The following is a 19,652-nucleotide window of genomic DNA, read 5'->3' on the forward strand; positions in this document are numbered from 1 at the left end:
TGGCTTACGAACCGCGATAAGTGGAGAAGCCATACGGGCTCAGCAGCAACGGAATGTGGTAGTGCTGATCCGTCTGCTCCACTTTGAAAATCACCGGAATCTCCGGGAAAAACGTCTCGTGCTTCGTCTTCTCGAAGTACTCGCCGGTCTTGAATACCACTCGATATTCACCCGCCTCGAACGGTTTGTTCGCCGGGAACAGTTCGGCGATCCGCCCCTGTTCATTGGTAGTGCCCTGCGCCAGCGGCTGCCAGTTCTGGCCCACGTGGCGTTCCAGCGTCACGTTGATACCCGGCGATGGCAGACCGTTTTCCAGATTGAGTACGTGTACGCTCAGCGGGTTGCCGGCGGCCAGCGCCAGGCTCGAAAAAGCGCTCAGGCCGAGCGCGGCGAAAGTCATGCGCAGTGGGGTCATGGTGATGCTCCTAGGTTCAAGTACGGTTGATGGACAGGCCGACGATTTCGGCGGCCTTGATCGCGCATTTTTCGTCCTGCTCGCCGCCACCGGAACCGGCCACGCCCATGGCGCCGACCAGTTCTTTGCCGGCAAACAACGGGATGCCGCCACCCAGCAACAGCAATTTATCGAGAGTGTTGAGGTTGGCGGCTTCCGGGTTGCTTCGGGCACGCTCGGCGAACAACCGGGTCGGGGTTTTCGTCGACAGCGCGGTGTAGGCCTTGCGTTGGCTGGCGACGGTGTTGTGCGGGCCGATACCGTCGCCGCGCAAGGTCACCAACAGGTTGCCGCCCCGGTCGAGCACCGACACCGTGCCGGTGCAGTTTTCCAGCGTCGCATCGGCCAGCAGCCGAGCGGTTTTCAGATCGAGATCGGCGTGACGGGGCAGCTCAGGCGCGGCGATTGCGGCAGTGCCGAAGCTGATTGCCAGGCTGGCGATCAAGTATTTAGCAGACATGGACAGGCTCCAGAAGCGAAGGCCGCCACCTTATCCGCCGGTCCCCGTCGAAACCTCGTCAGTCGGATTACAAGTTTGTAATGGGCAACGCCGCCGAAGGCGCCTAGCCTGTGCCTCTGATCAATCGAGGTGTGCCATGCGTTTGCTGGTTGTAGAAGATGAAGCCAAAACCGCGAATTTCCTCGCCAAAGGGCTGGGCGAGTCGGGTTTCGCGGTGGACGTGGCGCTCAATGGCCTCGACGGGCGCTACTTCATCGAGCAGCAGGACTACGACCTGATCATCCTCGATGTGATGCTGCCAGGCCTCAACGGCTGGCAATTGCTGCAACTGATCCGTCAGCGTGGCGCCACGCCGGTTCTGTTCCTGACGGCGAAGGATGCGATCGAAGATCGCGTGCGCGGTCTCGAACTGGGGGCCGATGACTATTTGCTCAAGCCGTTCGCCTTCGCCGAATTGCTCGCGCGGGTGCGCACGTTGTTGCGGCGCGGGCCTATGCGCGAAGCCGAGTCGTACAGCATCGCCGATCTGGAAATCGACGTGCTGCGCCGTCGGGTCAGCCGTGGCGGCCAGCGCATCGCCCTGACCAACAAGGAATTCGCCCTGCTGCATTTGCTCGCCAGCCGACAGGGTGAAGTGCTGTCGCGCACGCTGATTGCCTCGCAGGTGTGGAACCTGAATTTCGACAGCGACACCAACATGGTCGAAGTCGCGGTGCGCCGCCTGCGTTCGAAGGTCGATGATCCGTATATGCCCAAACTGATCCACACCGTGCGCGGGGTCGGTTATCAACTGGAAGCGCCTGACGATGCGCTCTAGATCCATTGCCTGGCGCCTGGCCCTGGCATTCGCTGCAGTCTGCGCCTTGGTACTCAGCGCGATTGGCGTGTTCCTGTATCGCTCGCTGGCCTCGGAAATCGCCTGGCGCGACGACATGGCCTTGCTTGGTCGTCTGGAACAGGTGCGCGCGCTGCTCGCCGACAGCGACAGCCTCGACGCCTTGCAGGCGCGGCCACGGCTGTACCAGAACATGCTCGGCAACCTCGACAGTCTGCTGCTGGTGCAACGCGCGGACGGCTCGAATGTGATCACGATCAACCCTCGCCAACGCGCGTTACCACCGGTGCAGGCCATCTCCCGGGATCAATCGCCGCAACGCCGCGATGTGCTGACCTGGCAGGCGGCGGACGGTGTCGAACTGGCCCTGTTGTCAGGTCAGGTCCAAGGCCCGAACGGCGAATCGCTGACCGTAATCGCCGGCAAGGTGTTGAGTGAACGCGAGCAGATGCTCGGCAGCTATCGTCTGCGCTTGTATCTGGCCGTCGGACTCGGTGCCGTGCTCGCCTTCACGCTCGGCCTGGTGCTGTTGCGCCGTGGCTTGCGACCTCTGCGCAAGATGAGTGAAGCGCTGCGCGGCATTGATCTACGCAGCCTCGACCAACGGGTTCCCACCGCCGGTACGCCAACGGAATTGCTGGAGCCGGTGCACGCGCTGAACGGCATGCTCGTGCGGCTGGACGACGGCTTCCAGCGTCTCTCACAGTTTTCCGCCGACCTTGCCCATGAAATCCGCACGCCCCTGCACACCCTGCTCGCGAGCAACGGCCAGGCACTGAACTATCCGCGCAGCAGCACCGAGTATCAGGAAGTGCTGGCGTCGAACATGGAAGAGTTCGAACGGCTCAAGCGCATGGCCGAGAACCTGATGTTTCTCGCCCGCGCAGAGCAGGCTGAGCGAGCGCTCGATCTGCGCACGCTGGAGCTGCACGAAATCGGCGATGAGTTGTGCGACTACTTCGAAGCCCTGGCCGATGACCGGGAAATCCGCCTCGAAAACACGTTCAGCGGAGAGTTGCTGGTGGATCAGCAACTGCTGCAACGCGCCTTGGGCAACCTGCTGGCCAACGCCGTACGCCATGCCGACGCCGGCTCGGTCATCAGCCTGCGCCGGCGCGATGAGCCGGGCATGTGCTGGCTGCAGGTCCACAACCTCGGCCCGGTCATCGCAGAAAAGCATCTGGGCAAACTGTTCGACCGCTTCTACCGCGTTGACCCGTCCCGCGCCGAACCGGGAGATTCCGGCGGATTGGGACTGGCGATCGTGCAGTCGATCATGCAGTTGCATGGTGGGCGGGTGCGGGTCAGCAGTGGTGCAACGGGTACGGGTTTTGAGCTTGGATTTGTAACCAGTCGCTAATCGACCCGCACACGCCGTTTCATCTGAGCTAGACTCACCCTGAATTAGCATCAAATACGATGCATATTCTTTTATTTACGCTTTATTGCACTGCATATAATGCACTGGTGTGTCATGGAACAGTTGGGCGAACTGATCAGAACTCTGCGCAAAGCGCAAAAACTCTCGCAACAGGCGCTGGCGCAACGTTACGGCATGAGCCGCGCCACCATTTCGGGTATCGAAAACAATACGATTTCTGAAATTGGTCTGCGCAAAGTCGAGGCGATCCTTAACGGCTTTGGCTATGAGCTGACTGCGGTTCCAGTGAGAGCGCAACGCCCGACACTCGACGCGTTGCAGAAGGTGAATTTCCATGACTGAGCCGACAGATCGGTTGCACATCACCGTCGCTGATAGCCCGGTCGGAACGCTCGGTCGAGGGCAGCCGGGCATGGACAGTGTGTTCAGCTATCGCGAGGACGCCATCGACGAAAATGCAGTGTCGCTGACCATGCCCACCCGGCTGGAGAGTTACGGCTGGGAGCGGGGAGTTCATCCCGTTTTCGAGATGAATCTGCCGGAGGGCGCGCTGCGCGATGAGCTGGTTCGACGCTTCAGTAAGGCTGTGCGCGGTTTTGATGATTTCGCCTTGCTCGCAATCGTCGGACCGCATCAGTTGGGACGGCTGGCGATTACCAGTGAGTCGGCAACCGAGCGTCAGCCCGAAACATCACTGGCCGAGCTTCTGGTGCATGACGGTGCCCAGGGACTGTTCGATGACTTGCTACAGAAGTACGGCCAATACTCGGGGGTTTCGGGCGTGCAGCCCAAAGTGCTGGTACGCGATAGCGCGGCAGCAGTTGATCGCCTGACTCACCGAGGCTCCACACATCTGGTCAAAGCCTTCCGTCCCGAAGAGTTTCCCGAGCTGGCGACCAACGAGTACTTCTGTATGCGCGCCGCCGCGCTTAGCGGACTTGAAGTGCCAAAGTTTGAATTGAGTGAGCAGGGCAAATTTCTGGTGGTCGAGCGTTTTGACCTGGTTGAGCACGGCTATCTGGGTTTCGAAGACTTTTGTGTACTCAACGGCTGGCCTTCCAGAGCCAAATACGATGGTTCTTACGAAGGTGCTGCCCGACAGATCAAAGCTTTTGTTTCGCCTGCGCTGTTGAGTCAGGCGCTGGAAGCTTTTTTCAAGATCGTGGCGCTATCTGCGGGACTGAAAAACGGCGATGCGCACCTGAAGAACTTCGGTGTGCTGTATGACCATTGCGGTGCGCAGGCCTCGATCCGGCTCGCCCCGGCTTACGACATCATCACCACATCGGTTTACATCAGGAACGACAGCCTGGCGTTGCTGTTGGGCGGGTCGAAGGCATGGCCCAAGTACAAGGCGCTCATCCGCTTCGGCCGTACGGCGTGCAATCTGACGGAAGGCCGGTGCAATGAACTGCTGCAGCAGGTTGTTCATGGCATGCAGGCGGCGATGGCGGAAATGCTTGAGCATTGCCGAACCCATCAGTCGTTCGGCGAGGTGGGTGCGGCAATGATCGAGCAGTGGAAATCCGGGATTGAGCGCAGTCTGACCAAGGGTTGAGCGACCGATGTGCGCTCAACGCAACTGATCCCGAAACTGCCCCGGCGTCATCCCCGTCCAGCGTTTGAACGCGCGGCTGAAGCTGCTCGTATCAGCAAATCCCAGCAGATAACTGACCTCGCTCAGCGAGCATTGCGGATCCCGCAGGTGCAGCAGCGCGAGGTTCTCGCGGCTTTCATTCAATAGCGTATCGAAACGACAACCCTCGTCCGCCAGATGCCGTTGCAGGCTGCGCAGGCTCAGGTGCAGGGCCTGGGCGATGCGTTCGGCGCTGGGTTCGCCTTCGGGCAGTTGTTCTTCGATGGCGTCGCGCACCTTGCGCTCCCAGGTCAGCGGCTTGAGCTGGGCGAGGGTGCGTTTGAGCACGGCTTCGTTGTGTTCGGCCAGTTCCGGGTTGGCATCGTCGAGGTGGCTGTCGAAGTCGGTGAGGGCGAATTCGATGCGGTCTTCTTCGGCTGAAAAATGCACCGGCGAGCGGAACACCTTGTGCCATTGATGCGCATCGGCCGGTTCCGGGCGACGCAGGTACACCGCCAGCGGCGCGTAGTCGCGGCCGAGACGATTGCGGCAGGTGCGCACGTAGATCGCGGCGAAGGCGTCGATGGCTTCGAAGGCCGGGGCCGGGTTATCGGCCGGGATTTTCAGGCGAAACCGGTAGCGGTCTTCGGTGCGCGTCAGCTCCAGCTCCAGCGCGTCGCTGACCACCTGGTGATAACGCACGATCCGCTCGAACACTTCCCGCAGACTGCCGCTGGCCACCAACGCATAGCCCAAGGCGTGAAACGTCGTGGGGCTGACGAACCGCGACACGCGTAAACCGATCGCCGGATCGCCGCTGACCTGCACCGCGATTTCCCACAGGCGCGTGGTGGCGGACAACGGATAGCGGGCGTTCGGGTCGTCCATCAATTGCGGATCGAGCCCGGCCTGCTGGCACAGGGCAGTGCTGTCCAGCCCCAGCGCGTCGAGTTGCTTGCGCAGGGCACGGGTCCAGCTGGCGAGAGAAGTCGGTTCCTTCATGCTGATTGGCGCTTCCGGTCAACAGGTTGGCGTTCTCGGCTACCGCGTCCAGACCCTGCGCGGGGCAGGATGCGAACATCAATAACCAGAGGATGGAAGCATGGACCGTACTTCTGCAAGTCCCCAGCGACACAATGCTGCCCAGCGATCAGCGCACATTCGCGAAGTGGTGCTGGCCAAAGGCGTCGAGCTGCGCGAGCACTACCCGATTCTCAACCATCAGGACGCCCTCGGCGCGGGGATTCTGGCGTTTGCCCTGGCCGGGATGATCGGTTCGGCGGCGCTCTATATCACCGGGCACATGGCGTGGTGGGCGTGCCTGTTGCTCAACGCGTTTTTTGCCTCGTTGACCCATGAGCTCGAACACGACCTGATTCACAGCATGTATTTCCGCAAACAGCGCGTGCCGCACAACCTGATGATGGGCCTGGTGTGGCTGGCGCGTCCGAGCACGATCAACCCGTGGATCCGCCGCCATCTGCACCTCAACCACCACAAGGTCTCCGGCACTGAAACCGACATGGAAGAACGGGCGATCACCAACGGTGAACCCTGGGGTTTTGCGCGGTTGCTGATGGTCGGCGACAACGTGATGTCGGCGTTCATCCGCATGCTTCGGGCCAAGACCTGGGCGCACAAATTCAGCATCATCAAGCGTTCGCTGAAAGTCTACGCACCGCTGGCACTGGTGCATTGGGGCGCGTGGTATGTGTTTCTCGGCTTCCATGCGGCCAACGGTATTGCTTACCTGATGGGCTCGCCGATTGAATGGTCGGCGACCACGTTGTCGGTGATGCAAGTGATCGATATTGCCGCTGTGGTCATCATCGGGCCGAACGTGTTGCGTACGTTTTGCCTGCACTTCATCAGCTCGAACATGCATTACTACGGGGATGTGGAGCCCGGCAATGTGCTTCAGCAGTGTCAGGTGCTGAATCCGTGGTGGCTGTGGCCGTTGCAGGCGTTCTGCTTCAACTTTGGCAGCAGCCACGGGATTCATCATTTTGTGGTGAAGGAGCCGTTTTACATTCGCCAGCTGACGGTGCCGGTGGCGCATAAAGTGATGCGGGAGATGGGGGTTCGTTTCAACGATTTCGGGACGTTCGGGCGGGCGAACCGGTTTGTTCGCAAGGAAGAAATCCTGCAGAAAGAAGTGCAGACGGCTCAGGCTTGAAAGTATCCGAAGCTATCGCCGGCTAACCGGCGATAGCCCTGCATCAGCCACCCTCAATCCGGCTGAAACGGCGACTCACTGAGAATCACCCCGGTCTCCTCCACATACCGCTGCCAATGCCCGATCAGCGCTTCAAGCTTCTGCGGCTGACTCGACGCCAGGTCCTGAATCTCCCCCGGATCACTCCCCAGATCATAAAGCTGCCAGGTCGCCGGCCCCACCGGCCCGGGGATCCACACCGCCTTCCACTGCCCCTGACGAATCGCCCGGCGCCCGAACAATTCCCAACCGGTGACGGTGTATTCGTCATGCACCTGCGCCGTCTCGCCGGACAAGAAACCCAACCATGATTTACCGCGCAACGGCGCCACCGGTTTGCCGTGCCACTGTTTGCCGGGATGGCGCACACCGGCCAGATCGAGGATGGTCGGCGTGATGTCCATCACCGTGCCGAAACCATGGCTGATCTGCCCCTTCAGCGGCAACTGCGGATAGTGCAGCAGCGCCGGGACGCGAATCCCGCCCTCGGTGGTGAAGGCCTTGAACAGGCGTGACGGCGCGGTCGCCACCTGCGCCCAGTTCGGCCCGTACCAGACGTAGGAGTTGGCGCGGCCGATGTTGTCGAGGCTGTTGTCGTAATGCTGGCTCAGGTAGGTCACCAGCTCCGGGCCGAATTTCGGGAAGGCTTCCAGCAGCGCGCCTTCGGCACCGTTGTCGGACATGAACAGGATGAAGGTGTTGTCGAGCTGGCCCTGCTGGCGCAGATAGTCGACGACGCGGCCGATGTTCCAGTCCATGCGTTCGACCATCGCGGCGTAGACCTCCATCGCCCGTGCGGAAATCTGCTTTTGCTCATCGCTCAGGGCGTCCCATTGCGCGGTCAGCTGGATCAGCGGATGCGGTTCTACATCCGGTTCGATCAAACCAAGCGATTTGAGCTTTTCCAGACGCTCGAGGCGCAGCACTTCCGGCCCCGCGTCGTAGCGGCCGCGGTATTTTTCGACGATGTCGGCTGGCGCCTGCAACGGCCAGTGCGGTGCGGAAAACGGCAGGTAGGCGAAGAACGGCCGGCTCTGGTCGCGCTCCTTGAGGTACTGCAACAGCTTGTCGCCGAAGGCGTCGGAGGAATAGAAATCCTTCGGCAGTTCGTCGATGAACGTGTCGTCCTCGATGTACAGCGCCGGGGTGGATTTCAGCAGGCCGGGCGTGTGCTCATCGTAGGTCGGTTCGAATCCGTAGTGGTTCGCCGCGCCGGGCAGTAGCGAGAACGAACGCTCAAAGCCACGGGCGTGGGGCGCCAGTTCGGCGGTCAGGCCCAGGTGCCATTTGCCGCTCATCAAGGTCTGGTAACCGGCCTCGCGCAGCAGTTCCGGCAGCGCGACGACACGGTCGTTCAGATAGCCTTCGTAACCCGGTTTGCCGATCAGCTCGGGGGTCAGGGTTTCGGCCATGGTGCCGATGCCGGCGATGTGGTGGTCGGTGCCGGTGAGCAGCATCGAGCGGGTCGGCGAGCAGGTCGGTGCGGTGTGAAAATCGGTCAGGCGCAGACCGTTGTTGGCCAGGGCATCGAGGTTCGGCGTGGTGATTTCGCCGCCGAAGGCACCGATGTCGGAGAAGCCGAGGTCATCGGCCAGAATCACCAGAAAGTTGGGACGTTGCGGCATCAACAGGCTCCTGTTCAGCAGGCAATGAACGACAACGGCAGATCGCGGATCTGTACCGGCACGCTCGGTTGGTAATGGTCATCACTGGTCAGTTCGTGCAGCAGTTCTTCGCGCAACTGATGGAAGTCGAAACTGCTGCGCTGGCGCGGATGGGGCAGGGCGATGTCCACCACCTGTTTGATCCGGCCGGGGCGCGGTTCCATGACCACCACGCGGTCGGCGAGGAAAATCGCTTCCTCGACATCGTGAGTGACCAGAATCGTGGTGATCTTTGCCCGCTCACGGATCGCCAGCAGTTCGTCCTGCATCTGCTGGCGGGTCAGCGCGTCGAGGGCGCCGAAGGGTTCGTCGAGCAGCAGGATTCGTGGGCTCGCCACCAGCCCGCGAGCAATCGCCACGCGCTGGGCCATGCCGCCGGAGAGTTGATGGGGATAAGCGCGGGTGAAGTCGCGCAGGCCCACCAGTTCGATGAAATCGTTGACGCGCTGCTGCTTTTCAGCGGCGCTCAGCGGCTCGTTCACCAGGCCCAGGCCAATGTTGTCGGCCACCGTCAGCCACGGGAACAAGCGGTGTTCCTGAAACACGATGCCGCGCTCGCCGCCGATGCCGCTGACGGCTTTGCCATCGACGCTGATCTGCCCGCGAAACTCCGTATCGAGGCCCACCAGCAAGCGCAGCAAGGTGGACTTGCCGCAGCCGCTGGAGCCGACGATGGCGACGAACTCGCCCTCGGCGATGTCGAGGTTGAATTCGCGGATCGCCTCCAGTTCGAAGCCGTCGACGTCGAAGGATTTGCCTACGTGGGTGAAGCTGACAATCGGTGCGTTCATGCGTGTCTCCAGCGGGTGGCGCGGATTTCCAGGCGTTGGCCAATGAGGTTGAGCAGGGCGCCGGTGAGGCCGACCAGCAGCATTCCGGCCATGATCAGGTCCATGCGCAGCAGTTGTTGGGCGCCGATCATCTGGCTGCCGATGCCGCCGTTGGACGGCATGAAATATTCGGCGCCGATGGTGCCGAGCCAGGCGTAGATCAGGCTCAGTCGAAGGCCGGCGAAAATCCCCGGCGCAGCGCCCGGCAACACCAGTCGGCGCAGGCGTTGAGCGAGGCTCAGGCGCAGTACCTGTGCGGCTTCGTTGAGTTGCGGCGAGAGGTTGGCGACGCTGCGTTGAGTCGCGACAAACAACGGAAAGAAAGCGGCGAGGGCGACAAACACCCACTTTGCCAGTTCACCCAGACCGAACCACGCGGTGAGCAGCGGAACCCAGGCAAATATCGCGATCTGTCGCAGAGCGGCGAGGGTCGGGCCGAGCACGCGTTCGCTGGTACGCGACAGCCCCAGCAGCAGGCCCAGCACGAGGCCCAGGCCGCCGCCAATCAACAGGCCGCCGAGTGTGCGGCCCAGGCTCAGGGCCATCCCCGAAATCAACGTGCCGTCGAGCAATCCGTTTTTCGTCGCCTCAAGCACCGCCAACGGGCTGACCAGAATATTGGCGTCGACCCACTGCTGATCGACCGCCAGTTGCCACAGCGCAAACAACCCCAACGGCAACAGCCACGGCTGCACGCGCTGCCAGCCTTCATAACGCGGGCCGCGACGAATTTCCGCCGTGGCCGGGTGCGGCCAGTGCACCAGTTTCCTGTCCAGCAGGCCGATGCCGCGATCCATCGCCACGCCGATCAGACCGATCACCACGATGCACACGAAGACGATGTCGAGCATGAACAGCTGCCGCGCCCAGACCATCAGGTAACCGATGCCTTCGCTGGAGGCCAGCAGCTCGACGGCGAGCAATGAAGTCCAGCCCGCGGCCAGGGCCAGACGCACGCCGGCCATGAATGCGGGGAGGGCGGCGGGCAACACCAGTCGGCGAATCAGCAGGCGTGGCGGCAGACGTAAAACAGCGGCGGCTTCGCGCAGTTTCGGCTGCGCATCGCGCACGCCGACCAGGGTGTGCAAGGTCACCGGCACCACGATGGCCTTGACCAGCACCACCAGTTTCAGCGTTTCGCCGATGCCGAAAAACACCATGAACAGCGGAATCCACGCCAGCGTGGGCACCTGGGCCAGGCCGGCGAAAGTCGGGAAGATCAGGCGTTCGAGGCGACGGCTGAAGCCCAGCGCCGCACCGAGTACCGCGCCAGCGGCAACGCCCGCCAACAAGCCCCAGAACAAACGTTGCAGGCTGATCCACAAATGACTCCACAACTCGCCCTGGGACAGCTCGATTGCGCTGTTCCACACCAGCGACGGCGCGGGAAGGATCTGCTCGCTCATCCATTGATTGCGCGCCGCCAGCCACCACAGAGCGAACAGTCCGAGCGGCAATATCCAGGGTAAAACGCGATGGCTCAGGCTTGGCCAGGTGCGCCGGTTTTTCGACGGCGGTGCGGCCAGTGGCAGGCTGAGCAGGGATTCACGGGCCATGGGTGACCTCCGTTGTCGGGTTGGATCGTGTCAGCGGAATTAGCTGTGAACTAATCGTTATAAGTGAATTAAAAAATAATCATTTTGGAGATAAGCAGCGCCATTTAAGGCCTCCAGCCCTGCACGCATCCAATGCATTCGAAGAATATTTTCGATGCTCTCCATGCATACCGGCCTGCATGTCCCGACTTTGCTGGCTTAGCTTGAAAAGCTATAAAAATGTGCTTTTTAAGTATTTAAGTGCCGATATGGATTGCGCCTACTTTCGGCTCCTCAATGCCCGCCGTGATCAGGAGCCGCACCTATGAACCTTCCCTTCAAACGTGTCATCAGTCTGTTTGCCGCGCCGGCACTGGCGGGCCTTCTGGCGTTCTCTGCCCAGGCCGACGAGCTCAAGGAAATCAGGATTGCCGTGCCTGATCTGAGCGCGGGTACTCAACACAGCGGCGGGGGCATCGTGGACGTGCTGCGCGATCAGCAGATCTTCGAAAAGGCCTTCGCCGATCAGGGCATCAAGATTCAGTGGAGCTTCTTCAAGGGCGCCGGCCCGGTGATCAACGAGGCGTTCGCCAACGGCCAGGTGGATCTGGCTTATCTGGGGGATCTGGCGGCCATCATCGGCAAGTCCAACGGGCTGGATACACGGCTGCTGAGTGCCAGCGCCCGGGGTGTGAAGCAATATCTGGGCGTGGTGCCGGGTTCGGGGATCAAGACGTTGCAGGATCTCAAAGGCAAGCGCGTGGCGATCTTCCGGGGTACTGCGACCCAGTTGTCGTTCGATGCAGCATTGGCCAGCGTGGGCCTGAGCGAAAAGGACGTGAAGGTGATCAACCTCGATTTCAACGCAGCGGTTGCCGCGCTGGCGGCGAAGCAGATCGATGCGTCGTGGGGCAGCTCCGGGCTGACCGCCTTGCAGGCCAAAGGCCTGGCCGAGTTGCCGCTGAACACCAAGGATCTCGGTGGCGCCGGCAGCGTGCAGTCGGTGCTGGTGGGGACCGGCAAGTTTGTCGACGGGCATCCGGAAGCCGTGGCGAAGCTGCTCAAGGCGCAGCAACAGGCGGTGGAGTGGCTGACTCAGGACAGCAACAAAGACGCTTACGTGCAGTTGGTTTCTGGGCTGGCGAGTTATCCGCCGGTGATCCTCACCCAGGATCTGAAGGATCAGAATCTGAGCGAAGTATTCCCGTCGACACTGGATCCGCTGTTCCTCGAAAACCTGCAGGGCAAGGTGGATCTGGCAGCGCAGCAGAAGCTGATCCGCAAGCCGTTCAAGGTGAACGAGTGGGTCGCGCCAGAGCTGGCGGCGGCGAAGCTCTGAGTCATGCGGTCATTCCCGCGCAATGCGTGGGAATGACCCTCAAACCGCGACGCTGATTTCCTGTTTATCCACTGCCACCAACGTCTCGATCATCGCCCGCGCCGCCGGTGACAGCCGGAATCCCGTGCGGCTCACAATCCCGCACCGCGCATTCATGCTCTCCAGATTCTGCGGCAGGTTGCGCCAGTGCAGCAGCGCCAGCGAGCCCTGGGCGATGTCCTCGACAAATGCCTCTTCAGTGCCGACGCCAATCGCGTTGGACTGCAACACCACTTTCACCAGCGCCGGAAAATGCTCGGTCTCGATGGTCGGGGAAAAATCGATCCGGCCGCTGAGATTCGCCAGTAATTTGCGAATGCCCGGTGGGATCAGCGTGGTCGCCAGCGGGTAATCGAACATGTCGTTGGTCGACAAGCTTTCCTTGGCCAGCAGCGGATGTCCCGGTCGGCAGAAAAATACCCCACGCTTGGGTGTCAGCGGCTGGGTCTGGAAATTCGGGTCGGATTCGAAATGGCGGATGTCGGCGATGAAGAATTCGATCTCCTCGCGGCTCAGGGCACGGCTGAGCTTTTCCCAGTTATCCACCTGAAAGCAGGTGCGCACTTTCGGGTGCGCGTTGATGAATTGCGCCACCGCGTCCGGCACCAGTTTCACCGCCGGCGCCGGGCCGCAACCGAAGTGCAGTTCGCCGGCGTCGAGCTTGGTCATTTGTGTCACTTCGGCGCTGAGCAATGCCGCGCCCTGCACCAGGGTCAGGGCGTGTTGCAGCACCACCTGGCCCTCCGGCGTGGGGCGCAGATCCTTGTTGCCACGATCCACCAGAACACAGCCGAACTCCTGCTCCAGCCCCTGAATGCTGCGGCTGAACGCCGGTTGAGTGATGCCCATGGCGTCGGCCGCGCGGACAAAACTGCGGTGTTCGTTGAGGGCGATGAAGTAGCGCAACTGGCGAAGATCCATATGCTTTTCCGGCATCCTAAAAATAGCTCGAAGGCATTTGCGACGAGGGTTGCTTGAGGTTTTAAATGCAACCTCTTATTCCGTCAACGAAGCACTCGAATATCTATTAGATGTAAATGGAATATAGATAGAGCGTTGTTTCGCTGCCGTCCAACCGCAAGCAGTCGATGAGGGTCTACCCATGAGCAATGCCGCACTCGCTGTAAAACCCGCTGTCCACGCGCTGGACATTCATCCGGTGGCCGGCCGTATCGGCGCCGAAATCCGTGGCGTGCACCTGTCCGGTGAGCTGGATGCCGCGACGGTTGAAGCCATTCAACAGGCGCTGGTCCAGTACAAGGTCGTGTTCTTCCGCGAGCAGACCCAGCTCGACGATCAACGTCAGGAAGCCTTCGCCCATCTGCTCGGCGAACCGGTGGCGCACCCGACCGTGCCGTCCCGCGAGGGCACCCGTTACCTGCTGGAACTGGACGGCGCCGAAGGGCAGCGCGCCAACTCCTGGCACACCGACGTGACCTTCGTCGATGCCTACCCGAAAGCGTCGATCTTGCGTTCAGTGGTGGCTCCGGCATTCGGTGGCGACACTCTCTGGGCCAACACAGCGACGGCGTACAACGAACTGCCGACCGAGCTGCGTGAGCTGGCGGACAAACTGGTGGCCGTGCACAGCAACGAATACGACTACGCCGGGGCGAAGCCGGACGTCTCGGCGGAGAAGCTCGAGCGCTATCGCAAGATCTTTACCTCGACCGTCTACGAGACTGAACACCCGGTGGTCCGCGTGCACCCGATCAGTGGCGAAAAGAGCTTGCTGCTGGGGCATTTCGTCAAACGCATCAAGGGTTACTCCCTGGCTGATTCGGCGCATCTGTTCGGCTTGTTGCAGAGTCATGTGATCCGTCAGGAAAACACCGTGCGCTGGCGCTGGAAGGCCGGTGATGTGGCGATCTGGGATAACCGTTCGACGCAGCATTATGCGATTGATGATTACGGCACTCAGGATCGCGTGGTGCGTCGGGTGACGCTGAAAGGGGAAGTGCCGGTCGGGGCGAATGGGCAGCGTAGCCAGACCATCAAAGGCGCTGAAATCGTCGGCGTCTGACTGATCGTTCCCACGCTCTGCGTGGGAATGCAGCCCGGGACGCTCTGCGTCCCAAAGCGGACGCAGAGCGTCCATTGAGGCATTCCCACGCGGAGCGTGGGAACGATCACTGTCACCAAACGCCAATCTGAACGAGCTTCTCAGTCTCCGGCTCGCCATAACGAAACCGCTGCCCCCGCAAATCAATCTCCTGATGACTGATGGTCGTGCGCCGCTTCAAACCGCGCACCCACTCGAACAGATACCCCGCATGCTCCTCGCGCACCGCCGCATACGCCGGGTCCGCGCCCAGATCCTGCAGCTCCTGCGGATCATTCAACAGATCGAAAAGCTGCGGCCGGAAGTCGTCGTACGCCAGGTATTTCCAGCGTTCGCTGCGCACCATGGTCATGCGGCAACGGTCGATCGGCTGGCCCAGTCGCTCCCGTGCCGGGGCCTGGAAGGCGTAGTCGTATTCGCTGATCGCATAGCGACGCCATTCGGGGTTTTCGCCATGCAGAAGCGGAATCAACGAGCGACCTTCCAGGCGATGCTCAGCGCCCGTAAGCCCCAGTGCTTCGAGAAAGGTCGGCACGCCGTCGATGGTTTCCGCCAGTCGTTCGTCCACCGTTCCCCGAGTGACATCCGCCGCCGCACGCGGGTCGCGCACGATCAATGGAACACCCACCGCTTGCTCCAGCAAAAACTCCTTCTCGCCCAGCCAGTGATCGCCCAGAAAGTCGCCGTGATCGCTGGTGAACACGATCAGCGTGTCCTCCCAGCGCCCGTTGCCTTGCAGGAAATCGAACAGCCGCCCCAACTGATCATCGACCTGTTTGACCAGACCCATGTACGTCGGGATCACGTTCAGTCGTACCGGGTCTTTGGAGAAGTTCAGGCTTTCCTCATGCTGGCAAAAGGCCTGATAGACGGGGTGGTCGCTTGGAGAGGCATTACGTACCGGTTCGAGAATCGATTTCGTACTGTACAAGGTGTGGTACGGAGACGGTACGATATAGGGCCAGTGGGGTTTGATATAGGACAGGTGTAAAAACCACGGTTTTTCACCTTGCTCACCGATGAAGTCGATGGCTCGATTTGTAGTGTAGACAGTCTCTGAATGTTGCTCGGGAATTCGCGCCGGGAGATGGGCATGGCGCATTTTCCAGCCGCTGAGGATTTCGCCGTTGTCGCCTTCGGCGGCGTTGGCCCAGTCGTGCCAGGGATTACGCCCTTCGAAACCTTGCTCGCGCAGGTAATGGGTGTACGGCGCGGATTCGCGTTTCTCATCGAACAGCGGGTCATCGGGGAAGATGCCGTCGTGGCGAAAGTACGGCTCGAAGCCGACTTCGTTCAGCACTTCGGCCTGGGCGCTTGCAGGGTTGATCGCCAGCCGCTGCAAGGCATCCACGTTGGCCGTGGCGTGGGTCTTGCCGACCAGCGCAGTACGAATGCCGTGGGGCCGCAGGTAATCGCCGATGGTCAGTTCTTCCAGCGGCAGCGGCACGGCGTTCCACGCCACCTGATGGCTGCTGACATAACGCCCGGTGTAGGCCGACATCCGCGACGGTCCACAGATCGTGCCTTGGGTGTAGGCACGGCTGAAGCGCACGCCGGCGGCGGCCAGGCGATCGATGTTCGGGGTGTGTAAATACGGGTGGCCGTAGCAGGACAGGTAATCGCGACGCAGCTGATCGCACATGATGTACAGCACGTTGCGCACGGGGGTTTGCGGGTTGGACATGGGGTTCACCAGTCAGAAAGACAGGCGAGGTTTTTCGCTTTCGGCGAGGGTGTTCGGCAAGTGCATTCGGGGAATGCTTGCCATGCATGAAACGCATGGGGTCAGACGGCGAGGTTTGCCAGCGAGCACACCTCCTCTTCCACTGCATCGATCGCCTTGATCTGTTCGATCATCGCCTCGGCCAACGGTGACAGCCGATACCCGGCACGGCTGACAATTCCGTAACGGGTGTAAAGCTCCTCCAGATCATCCGCCAACCCCTCGACTTTCAAACACACCAGCTCACCCCGGGCCTGATGCAGCGCATCCGAATAGGCACCGACGATGCCGATCGCATCGGAACGCAACACCACGCCCAGCAGGCTGGCGCTGTTCTCGCACTCCACGTTCGGAATGAAATCGGGCCGGCCACTGAGGTCGACGATGACCTTGCGCAGGTTCGGCGGACGAATGCTCACGGCCAGTGGATAACTCATCAATTGCTCGGCCGTGACCCGATCCGATGCGGCCAATGGATGCCCCGCGCGGCAGCAGAAATGCCATTTGCGCGGGCGCAATCGGTGGGTCAGATAATCCGGATCCGCCTCGAAGTGCCGAGTGTCGGCGACGAAGAATTCGAACTCTTCGCTCAGCAGTCGCTTGCTCAGGCTCTGCCAGTCATCGACCTGGTAATGCACCCGCGCTTTCGGGTAGCGGCCGATGAAGCTGCCGATCGCTCGGGGGATCAATCCTGCCGCCGGTGCCGGGCCACAACCGAAGCGCAATTCCCCCGCCTCAAGTCCGTTGAACTGGCTGATCTCGTTGGCCATCTGCTGCGCACCGCTGACCAGCCGCCGCGCGTGTTCAAGCAGCACCTGGCCCTGTTTGGTCGGCGGCAATTCCTTGCGTCCGCGATCCACCAACTGACAACCGACGCTGTGTTCCAGCGCCTGAATGCTGCGGCTGAACGCCGACTGCGACAGGTTCACCGCCTGCGCGCCCGCGACGAAGCTGCGCTGTTCGGCGAGGGCGATGAAGTGTCTGAGCTGGCGCAAGTCGATATGCATTTTTCACATAAAAAATATCCGGGAAATGCATTGGATATGCATTAGGTCGACTCCTTATAAAGGCAATCTCTTATGCAGTAAATCTTTGTAAAAACATAAATAAATAACTTAAAAGAATATGCGGCACGGAAGATGTCAGCGTGTTTTTTGACCAGGAGCAGCCCCATGAGTCCGTTGAACCTCGCTTCACCGCCGCCGCCACGACGGCTCAAACGCTTGCCTCTGGCCCTGTTGCTGGCGGGGAGTGCCAGCTGGACCCACGGCTACGCTGCGGAAGCGGAAACCCCCGTGCCGGCACCGGCAGGCAAAACCGCCACTGCCACTTCGCAACTGGAAACCGTGACCGTCACCACTCGCCGTCGCGAAGAAAGTTCGCAGGATGTACCGACGCCGATGAGCGTGGTCAGCGGCCAGACCCTGGAGACGCAGCGGGTCTACCGGATTCAGGATCTGCAGCAACTGGTGCCCAGCGTCAACGTCGCCTACATGCATGCGCGCCAGTCCAGCGTGTCGATTCGCGGCCTGGGCAACAACCCGGCCAGCGACGGTCTGGAAGGCAGCGTCGGCCTGTACATCGACAACGTTTATCTGGGCCGTCCGGGGATGGCGGTGTTCGATCTGATGGACATCGAACAGCTCGAAGTCCTGCGTGGGCCGCAGGGGACGTTGTTCGGCAAGAACACCACCGCCGGGGTGATCAACATCAGCACTCGCGCGCCGAGTTTCACCCCGGAGCGCAGCATCGAAACCTCGGTCGGCGAGGACGGTTACTTCCAGACCAAGGGCACGCTTTCCGGGCCGCTCAACGATCAACTGGCCGGGCGCATTTCCGCCTATCGCACCCGCAGCGACGGCGACATCAAAAACGAATTCAACGGCCATGACTTGAACGGCGGTTCCCGCGACGGCTTCCGTGCGCAGCTGTTGTTCAAGCCCAACGAAAACTTCAATCTGCGCTGGATCGGTGATTACAACGAAGAGGATTCCAGCGCGGGCACCCGCGTGCTGTACAACACCGGGCCGACCATCAATGGCGTCAACCTCTATCAGTCCCGGGCCAATGCGGCCGGCGCGACACTGGTCAACGGCTCGCACCGCAAGGTCAATCTGGACAACGACCAGCACGTCACAGTGCATCAGGGCGGCACGTCGGTGGAGGCCAACTGGACGTTGCCGAGCGACTTTACCCTGACCTCGATCAGCTCCTATCGCTACTGGAATTTCACCCCGGCCAACGACGATGGCCTCAACGTTGCGGCAACCTACAACGCCGGGGTTTCCGTCGAGGACAAACAGTATTCGCAGGAATTTCGCCTGGCGTCGCCCAAGGGCGAGTTCTTCGATTACGTGCTCGGCGCGTATTACTTCGGTTCGGATCTGGACAACAAATCGTTCGCCTATTATGGCCCCCAGGCCGACATCTGGAACGGCACGCCACGGGGTGCGTTGGCCAACGTCGGCAGCGTCGGTCGCGGCCACATCCAGACCGACAGTTTTGCACTGTTCGCCCAAGGCATCTGGCACCTCACACCGCGCCTGGATTTCACTGCCGGAGTACGCGGCACCTATGAAGAGAAGAACGCCTGGGTCAATCGTGATGCGCCGGTCGGTGGTGCCGATGTAACGGGTGCCGCAGCGACTGCGCGACGCGGCCGGAGCGGCGCCTACGATTCCGGCGATCTGAATCAGTACAGCTCCAGTCCATCCGGATTGCTCAACCTCAGCTATCGCATCACCGATGATTTGCTTGGCTACGCCACGCTGTCCCACGGCGAGAAATCCGGTGGGGTCAACCTCGTGGTCGGCTCGGCTCCGACGGCTGGCGCCGACTCGTTGCTGATCGGCACCGAACGCGCCAACAACGCCGAACTCGGTTTCAAAAGCACCCTGTGGGACCGCCGCCTGCAGCTCAACGCCAACCTGTTCTGGACTCAGGTCAACGCCTACCAGACCAACGCCTACGACGACGTCAATCGCGTGCAATACCTGACCAACGCCGGCTCGGTGCGCTCGCGTGGTGTGGAATTCGAAAGCACCGTGATCCCGCTGCGTGGCCTGACGCTGAACTTCAACGGCTCGTTCAACGACGTCAGTTACCTCTCGTACAAGGACGCGCCGTGCCCGCCGGAAGTCAGCCTGGCGCCAGGCGCTCCGGCCTCTTGTGACCTCAGTGGGCATCAGGTGGTCGGTGCCTCGAAATGGATCGGCAACGCCAACGGCAAATACGAATGGAATCTGGCCAACGGGCTGCAACCTTACGTCACCGGCAGCTACGCATTCCGCTCCAAAGCGGTGGGCACGGTCGAGGATTCCGACTACGGCCAGATCCCGAGTTACGCGGTGGTCAATCTCTCCACCGGCCTGCGCGGCGATTTCAATCAGGGCCAGTGGGACGTCTCGCTGTGGCTGAAAAACGCCTTCGACAAAACCTACTACACGACCCTGTGGACCGGCGGCAACGGCGGTTATGAAGGCCTGCTCGGCACGCCGCGCACCCTCGGCGTCACCGGTCGCTACGACTTCTGATCGATC

Annotated in this window: 17 protein-coding genes; 8 read left to right on the forward strand and 9 right to left on the reverse strand. The window is 61.2% G+C overall.

Features of this window, described 5'->3' with window-relative positions; all coding sequences use genetic code 11:
- Window positions 1-4: 4 nt before the first annotated feature.
- A complete protein-coding gene (uraH, locus tag DLD99_RS01015) occupies window positions 5-415 on the reverse strand; it encodes a hydroxyisourate hydrolase (protein ID WP_102620562.1) in 411 nt (136 codons plus the stop codon).
- Between the two features lie 16 nt (window positions 416-431).
- Window positions 432-914, reverse strand: a complete 483-nt coding sequence (locus DLD99_RS01020; RefSeq protein ID WP_114880974.1) for a GlcG/HbpS family heme-binding protein — start codon at window positions 912-914, stop codon at window positions 432-434.
- A 136-nt stretch (window positions 915-1,050) separates the two neighbouring features.
- Here DLD99_RS01020 and DLD99_RS01025 point away from each other — a divergent pair, with 136 nt between their 5' ends.
- The 4 genes from DLD99_RS01025 to DLD99_RS01040 all read left to right on the forward strand — a co-directional run bounded on the left by DLD99_RS01025 (window position 1,051) and on the right by DLD99_RS01040 (window position 4,688).
- On the forward strand, window positions 1,051-1,731 hold the full coding sequence (locus DLD99_RS01025) for a heavy metal response regulator transcription factor (RefSeq protein WP_114880975.1): 681 nt from the start codon (window positions 1,051-1,053) through the stop codon (window positions 1,729-1,731).
- The gene (locus tag DLD99_RS01030) at window positions 1,721-3,109 is read left to right on the forward strand and encodes a heavy metal sensor histidine kinase (protein ID WP_114880976.1); all 1,389 of its coding nucleotides are present in this window, start codon (window positions 1,721-1,723) and stop codon (window positions 3,107-3,109) included. Before DLD99_RS01025 ends, DLD99_RS01030 begins: the two co-directional genes overlap by 11 nt.
- 114 nt (window positions 3,110-3,223) lie before the next feature.
- A complete protein-coding gene (locus DLD99_RS01035; protein WP_085746304.1) occupies window positions 3,224-3,472 on the forward strand; it encodes a helix-turn-helix domain-containing protein in 249 nt (82 codons plus the stop codon).
- Window positions 3,465-4,688, forward strand: coding sequence for a type II toxin-antitoxin system HipA family toxin (locus DLD99_RS01040; RefSeq protein ID WP_114880977.1), 1,224 nt, complete (start codon window positions 3,465-3,467; stop codon window positions 4,686-4,688). Before DLD99_RS01035 ends, DLD99_RS01040 begins: the two co-directional genes overlap by 8 nt.
- 15 nt (window positions 4,689-4,703) lie before the next feature.
- On the opposite strand, the gene DLD99_RS01045 is transcribed toward DLD99_RS01040, so the two are convergent.
- Window positions 4,704-5,708 carry an AraC family transcriptional regulator gene (locus tag DLD99_RS01045; protein WP_114880978.1) on the reverse strand — a complete coding sequence of 335 codons (1,005 nt, stop codon included), beginning with the start codon at window positions 5,706-5,708 and terminating at the stop codon, window positions 4,704-4,706.
- Window positions 5,709-5,808: 100 nt separating this feature from the next.
- Here DLD99_RS01045 and DLD99_RS01050 point away from each other — a divergent pair, with 100 nt between their 5' ends.
- On the forward strand, window positions 5,809-6,882 hold the full coding sequence (locus DLD99_RS01050) for a fatty acid desaturase (RefSeq protein ID WP_114880979.1): 1,074 nt from the start codon (window positions 5,809-5,811) through the stop codon (window positions 6,880-6,882).
- Between the two features lie 53 nt (window positions 6,883-6,935).
- On the opposite strand, the gene DLD99_RS01055 is transcribed toward DLD99_RS01050, so the two are convergent.
- Genes DLD99_RS01055 through DLD99_RS01065 form a run of 3 tightly spaced genes read right to left on the reverse strand, consistent with a single transcriptional unit; the run spans window position 6,936 to window position 10,971 of the window.
- Window positions 6,936-8,546, reverse strand: a complete 1,611-nt coding sequence (locus DLD99_RS01055; protein ID WP_114880980.1) for an arylsulfatase — start codon at window positions 8,544-8,546, stop codon at window positions 6,936-6,938.
- Between the two features lie 14 nt (window positions 8,547-8,560).
- Window positions 8,561-9,376, reverse strand: coding sequence for an ABC transporter ATP-binding protein (locus tag DLD99_RS01060; protein WP_114880981.1), 816 nt, complete (start codon window positions 9,374-9,376; stop codon window positions 8,561-8,563).
- Window positions 9,373-10,971, reverse strand: a complete 1,599-nt coding sequence (locus DLD99_RS01065; protein WP_114880982.1) for an ABC transporter permease — start codon at window positions 10,969-10,971, stop codon at window positions 9,373-9,375. The genes DLD99_RS01060 and DLD99_RS01065 overlap by 4 nt, the downstream gene beginning before the upstream one ends.
- A 304-nt stretch (window positions 10,972-11,275) precedes the next feature.
- Here DLD99_RS01065 and DLD99_RS01070 point away from each other — a divergent pair, with 304 nt between their 5' ends.
- Window positions 11,276-12,289 (forward strand): ABC transporter substrate-binding protein, encoded by a 1,014-nt coding sequence (locus tag DLD99_RS01070; protein WP_011331920.1) that lies wholly within the window; start codon window positions 11,276-11,278, stop codon window positions 12,287-12,289.
- Between the two features lie 39 nt (window positions 12,290-12,328).
- Here DLD99_RS01070 and DLD99_RS01075 read toward each other — a convergent pair whose 3' ends face one another.
- A complete protein-coding gene (locus DLD99_RS01075; protein ID WP_039764497.1) occupies window positions 12,329-13,249 on the reverse strand; it encodes a LysR family transcriptional regulator in 921 nt (306 codons plus the stop codon).
- 181 nt (window positions 13,250-13,430) lie between these two features.
- On the opposite strand from DLD99_RS01075, the gene DLD99_RS01080 reads away from it, so the two are divergent.
- Window positions 13,431-14,351 (forward strand): TauD/TfdA dioxygenase family protein, encoded by a 921-nt coding sequence (locus DLD99_RS01080; protein WP_114880983.1) that lies wholly within the window; start codon window positions 13,431-13,433, stop codon window positions 14,349-14,351.
- A 112-nt stretch (window positions 14,352-14,463) separates the two neighbouring features.
- Here DLD99_RS01080 and DLD99_RS01090 read toward each other — a convergent pair whose 3' ends face one another.
- A complete protein-coding gene (locus DLD99_RS01090) occupies window positions 14,464-16,074 on the reverse strand; it encodes an alkaline phosphatase family protein (RefSeq protein ID WP_114880985.1) in 1,611 nt (536 codons plus the stop codon).
- Window positions 16,075-16,175: 101 nt separating this feature from the next.
- Window positions 16,176-17,120 carry a LysR family transcriptional regulator gene (locus DLD99_RS01095; RefSeq protein WP_114880986.1) on the reverse strand — a complete coding sequence of 315 codons (945 nt, stop codon included), beginning with the start codon at window positions 17,118-17,120 and terminating at the stop codon, window positions 16,176-16,178.
- Between the two features lie 165 nt (window positions 17,121-17,285).
- Here DLD99_RS01095 and DLD99_RS01100 point away from each other — a divergent pair, with 165 nt between their 5' ends.
- Entirely contained in the window at window positions 17,286-19,646 is a 2,361-nt protein-coding gene (locus DLD99_RS01100; protein ID WP_114880987.1) for a TonB-dependent receptor, read from the forward strand.
- Window positions 19,647-19,652: the final 6 nt, after the last annotated feature.

Origin of the sequence: Pseudomonas kribbensis (genome assembly GCF_003352185.1) — a bacterium.
Lineage (GTDB): Bacteria > Pseudomonadota > Gammaproteobacteria > Pseudomonadales > Pseudomonadaceae > Aquipseudomonas > Aquipseudomonas kribbensis.

Coding starts and splice junctions, on each gene's coding strand:
- DLD99_RS01100 (WP_114880987.1), top strand. CDS start 17,286: ATGAGTCCGTTGAACCTCGCTTCACCGCCGCCGCCACGACGGCTCAAA.
- DLD99_RS01035 (WP_085746304.1), top strand. CDS start 3,224: ATGGAACAGTTGGGCGAACTGATCAGAACTCTGCGCAAAGCGCAAAAA.
- DLD99_RS01065 (WP_114880982.1), bottom strand. CDS start 10,971: ATGGCCCGTGAATCCCTGCTCAGCCTGCCACTGGCCGCACCGCCGTCG.
- DLD99_RS01070 (WP_011331920.1), top strand. CDS start 11,276: ATGAACCTTCCCTTCAAACGTGTCATCAGTCTGTTTGCCGCGCCGGCA.
- DLD99_RS01025 (WP_114880975.1), top strand. CDS start 1,051: ATGCGTTTGCTGGTTGTAGAAGATGAAGCCAAAACCGCGAATTTCCTC.
- DLD99_RS01020 (WP_114880974.1), bottom strand. CDS start 914: ATGTCTGCTAAATACTTGATCGCCAGCCTGGCAATCAGCTTCGGCACT.
- DLD99_RS01030 (WP_114880976.1), top strand. CDS start 1,721: ATGCGCTCTAGATCCATTGCCTGGCGCCTGGCCCTGGCATTCGCTGCA.
- DLD99_RS01090 (WP_114880985.1), bottom strand. CDS start 16,074: ATGTCCAACCCGCAAACCCCCGTGCGCAACGTGCTGTACATCATGTGC.
- DLD99_RS01060 (WP_114880981.1), bottom strand. CDS start 9,376: ATGAACGCACCGATTGTCAGCTTCACCCACGTAGGCAAATCCTTCGAC.
- uraH (WP_102620562.1), bottom strand. CDS start 415: ATGACCCCACTGCGCATGACTTTCGCCGCGCTCGGCCTGAGCGCTTTT.
- DLD99_RS01055 (WP_114880980.1), bottom strand. CDS start 8,546: ATGCCGCAACGTCCCAACTTTCTGGTGATTCTGGCCGATGACCTCGGC.
- DLD99_RS01075 (WP_039764497.1), bottom strand. CDS start 13,249: ATGGATCTTCGCCAGTTGCGCTACTTCATCGCCCTCAACGAACACCGC.
- DLD99_RS01040 (WP_114880977.1), top strand. CDS start 3,465: ATGACTGAGCCGACAGATCGGTTGCACATCACCGTCGCTGATAGCCCG.
- DLD99_RS01080 (WP_114880983.1), top strand. CDS start 13,431: ATGAGCAATGCCGCACTCGCTGTAAAACCCGCTGTCCACGCGCTGGAC.
- DLD99_RS01095 (WP_114880986.1), bottom strand. CDS start 17,120: ATGCATATCGACTTGCGCCAGCTCAGACACTTCATCGCCCTCGCCGAA.
- DLD99_RS01050 (WP_114880979.1), top strand. CDS start 5,809: ATGGACCGTACTTCTGCAAGTCCCCAGCGACACAATGCTGCCCAGCGA.
- DLD99_RS01045 (WP_114880978.1), bottom strand. CDS start 5,708: ATGAAGGAACCGACTTCTCTCGCCAGCTGGACCCGTGCCCTGCGCAAG.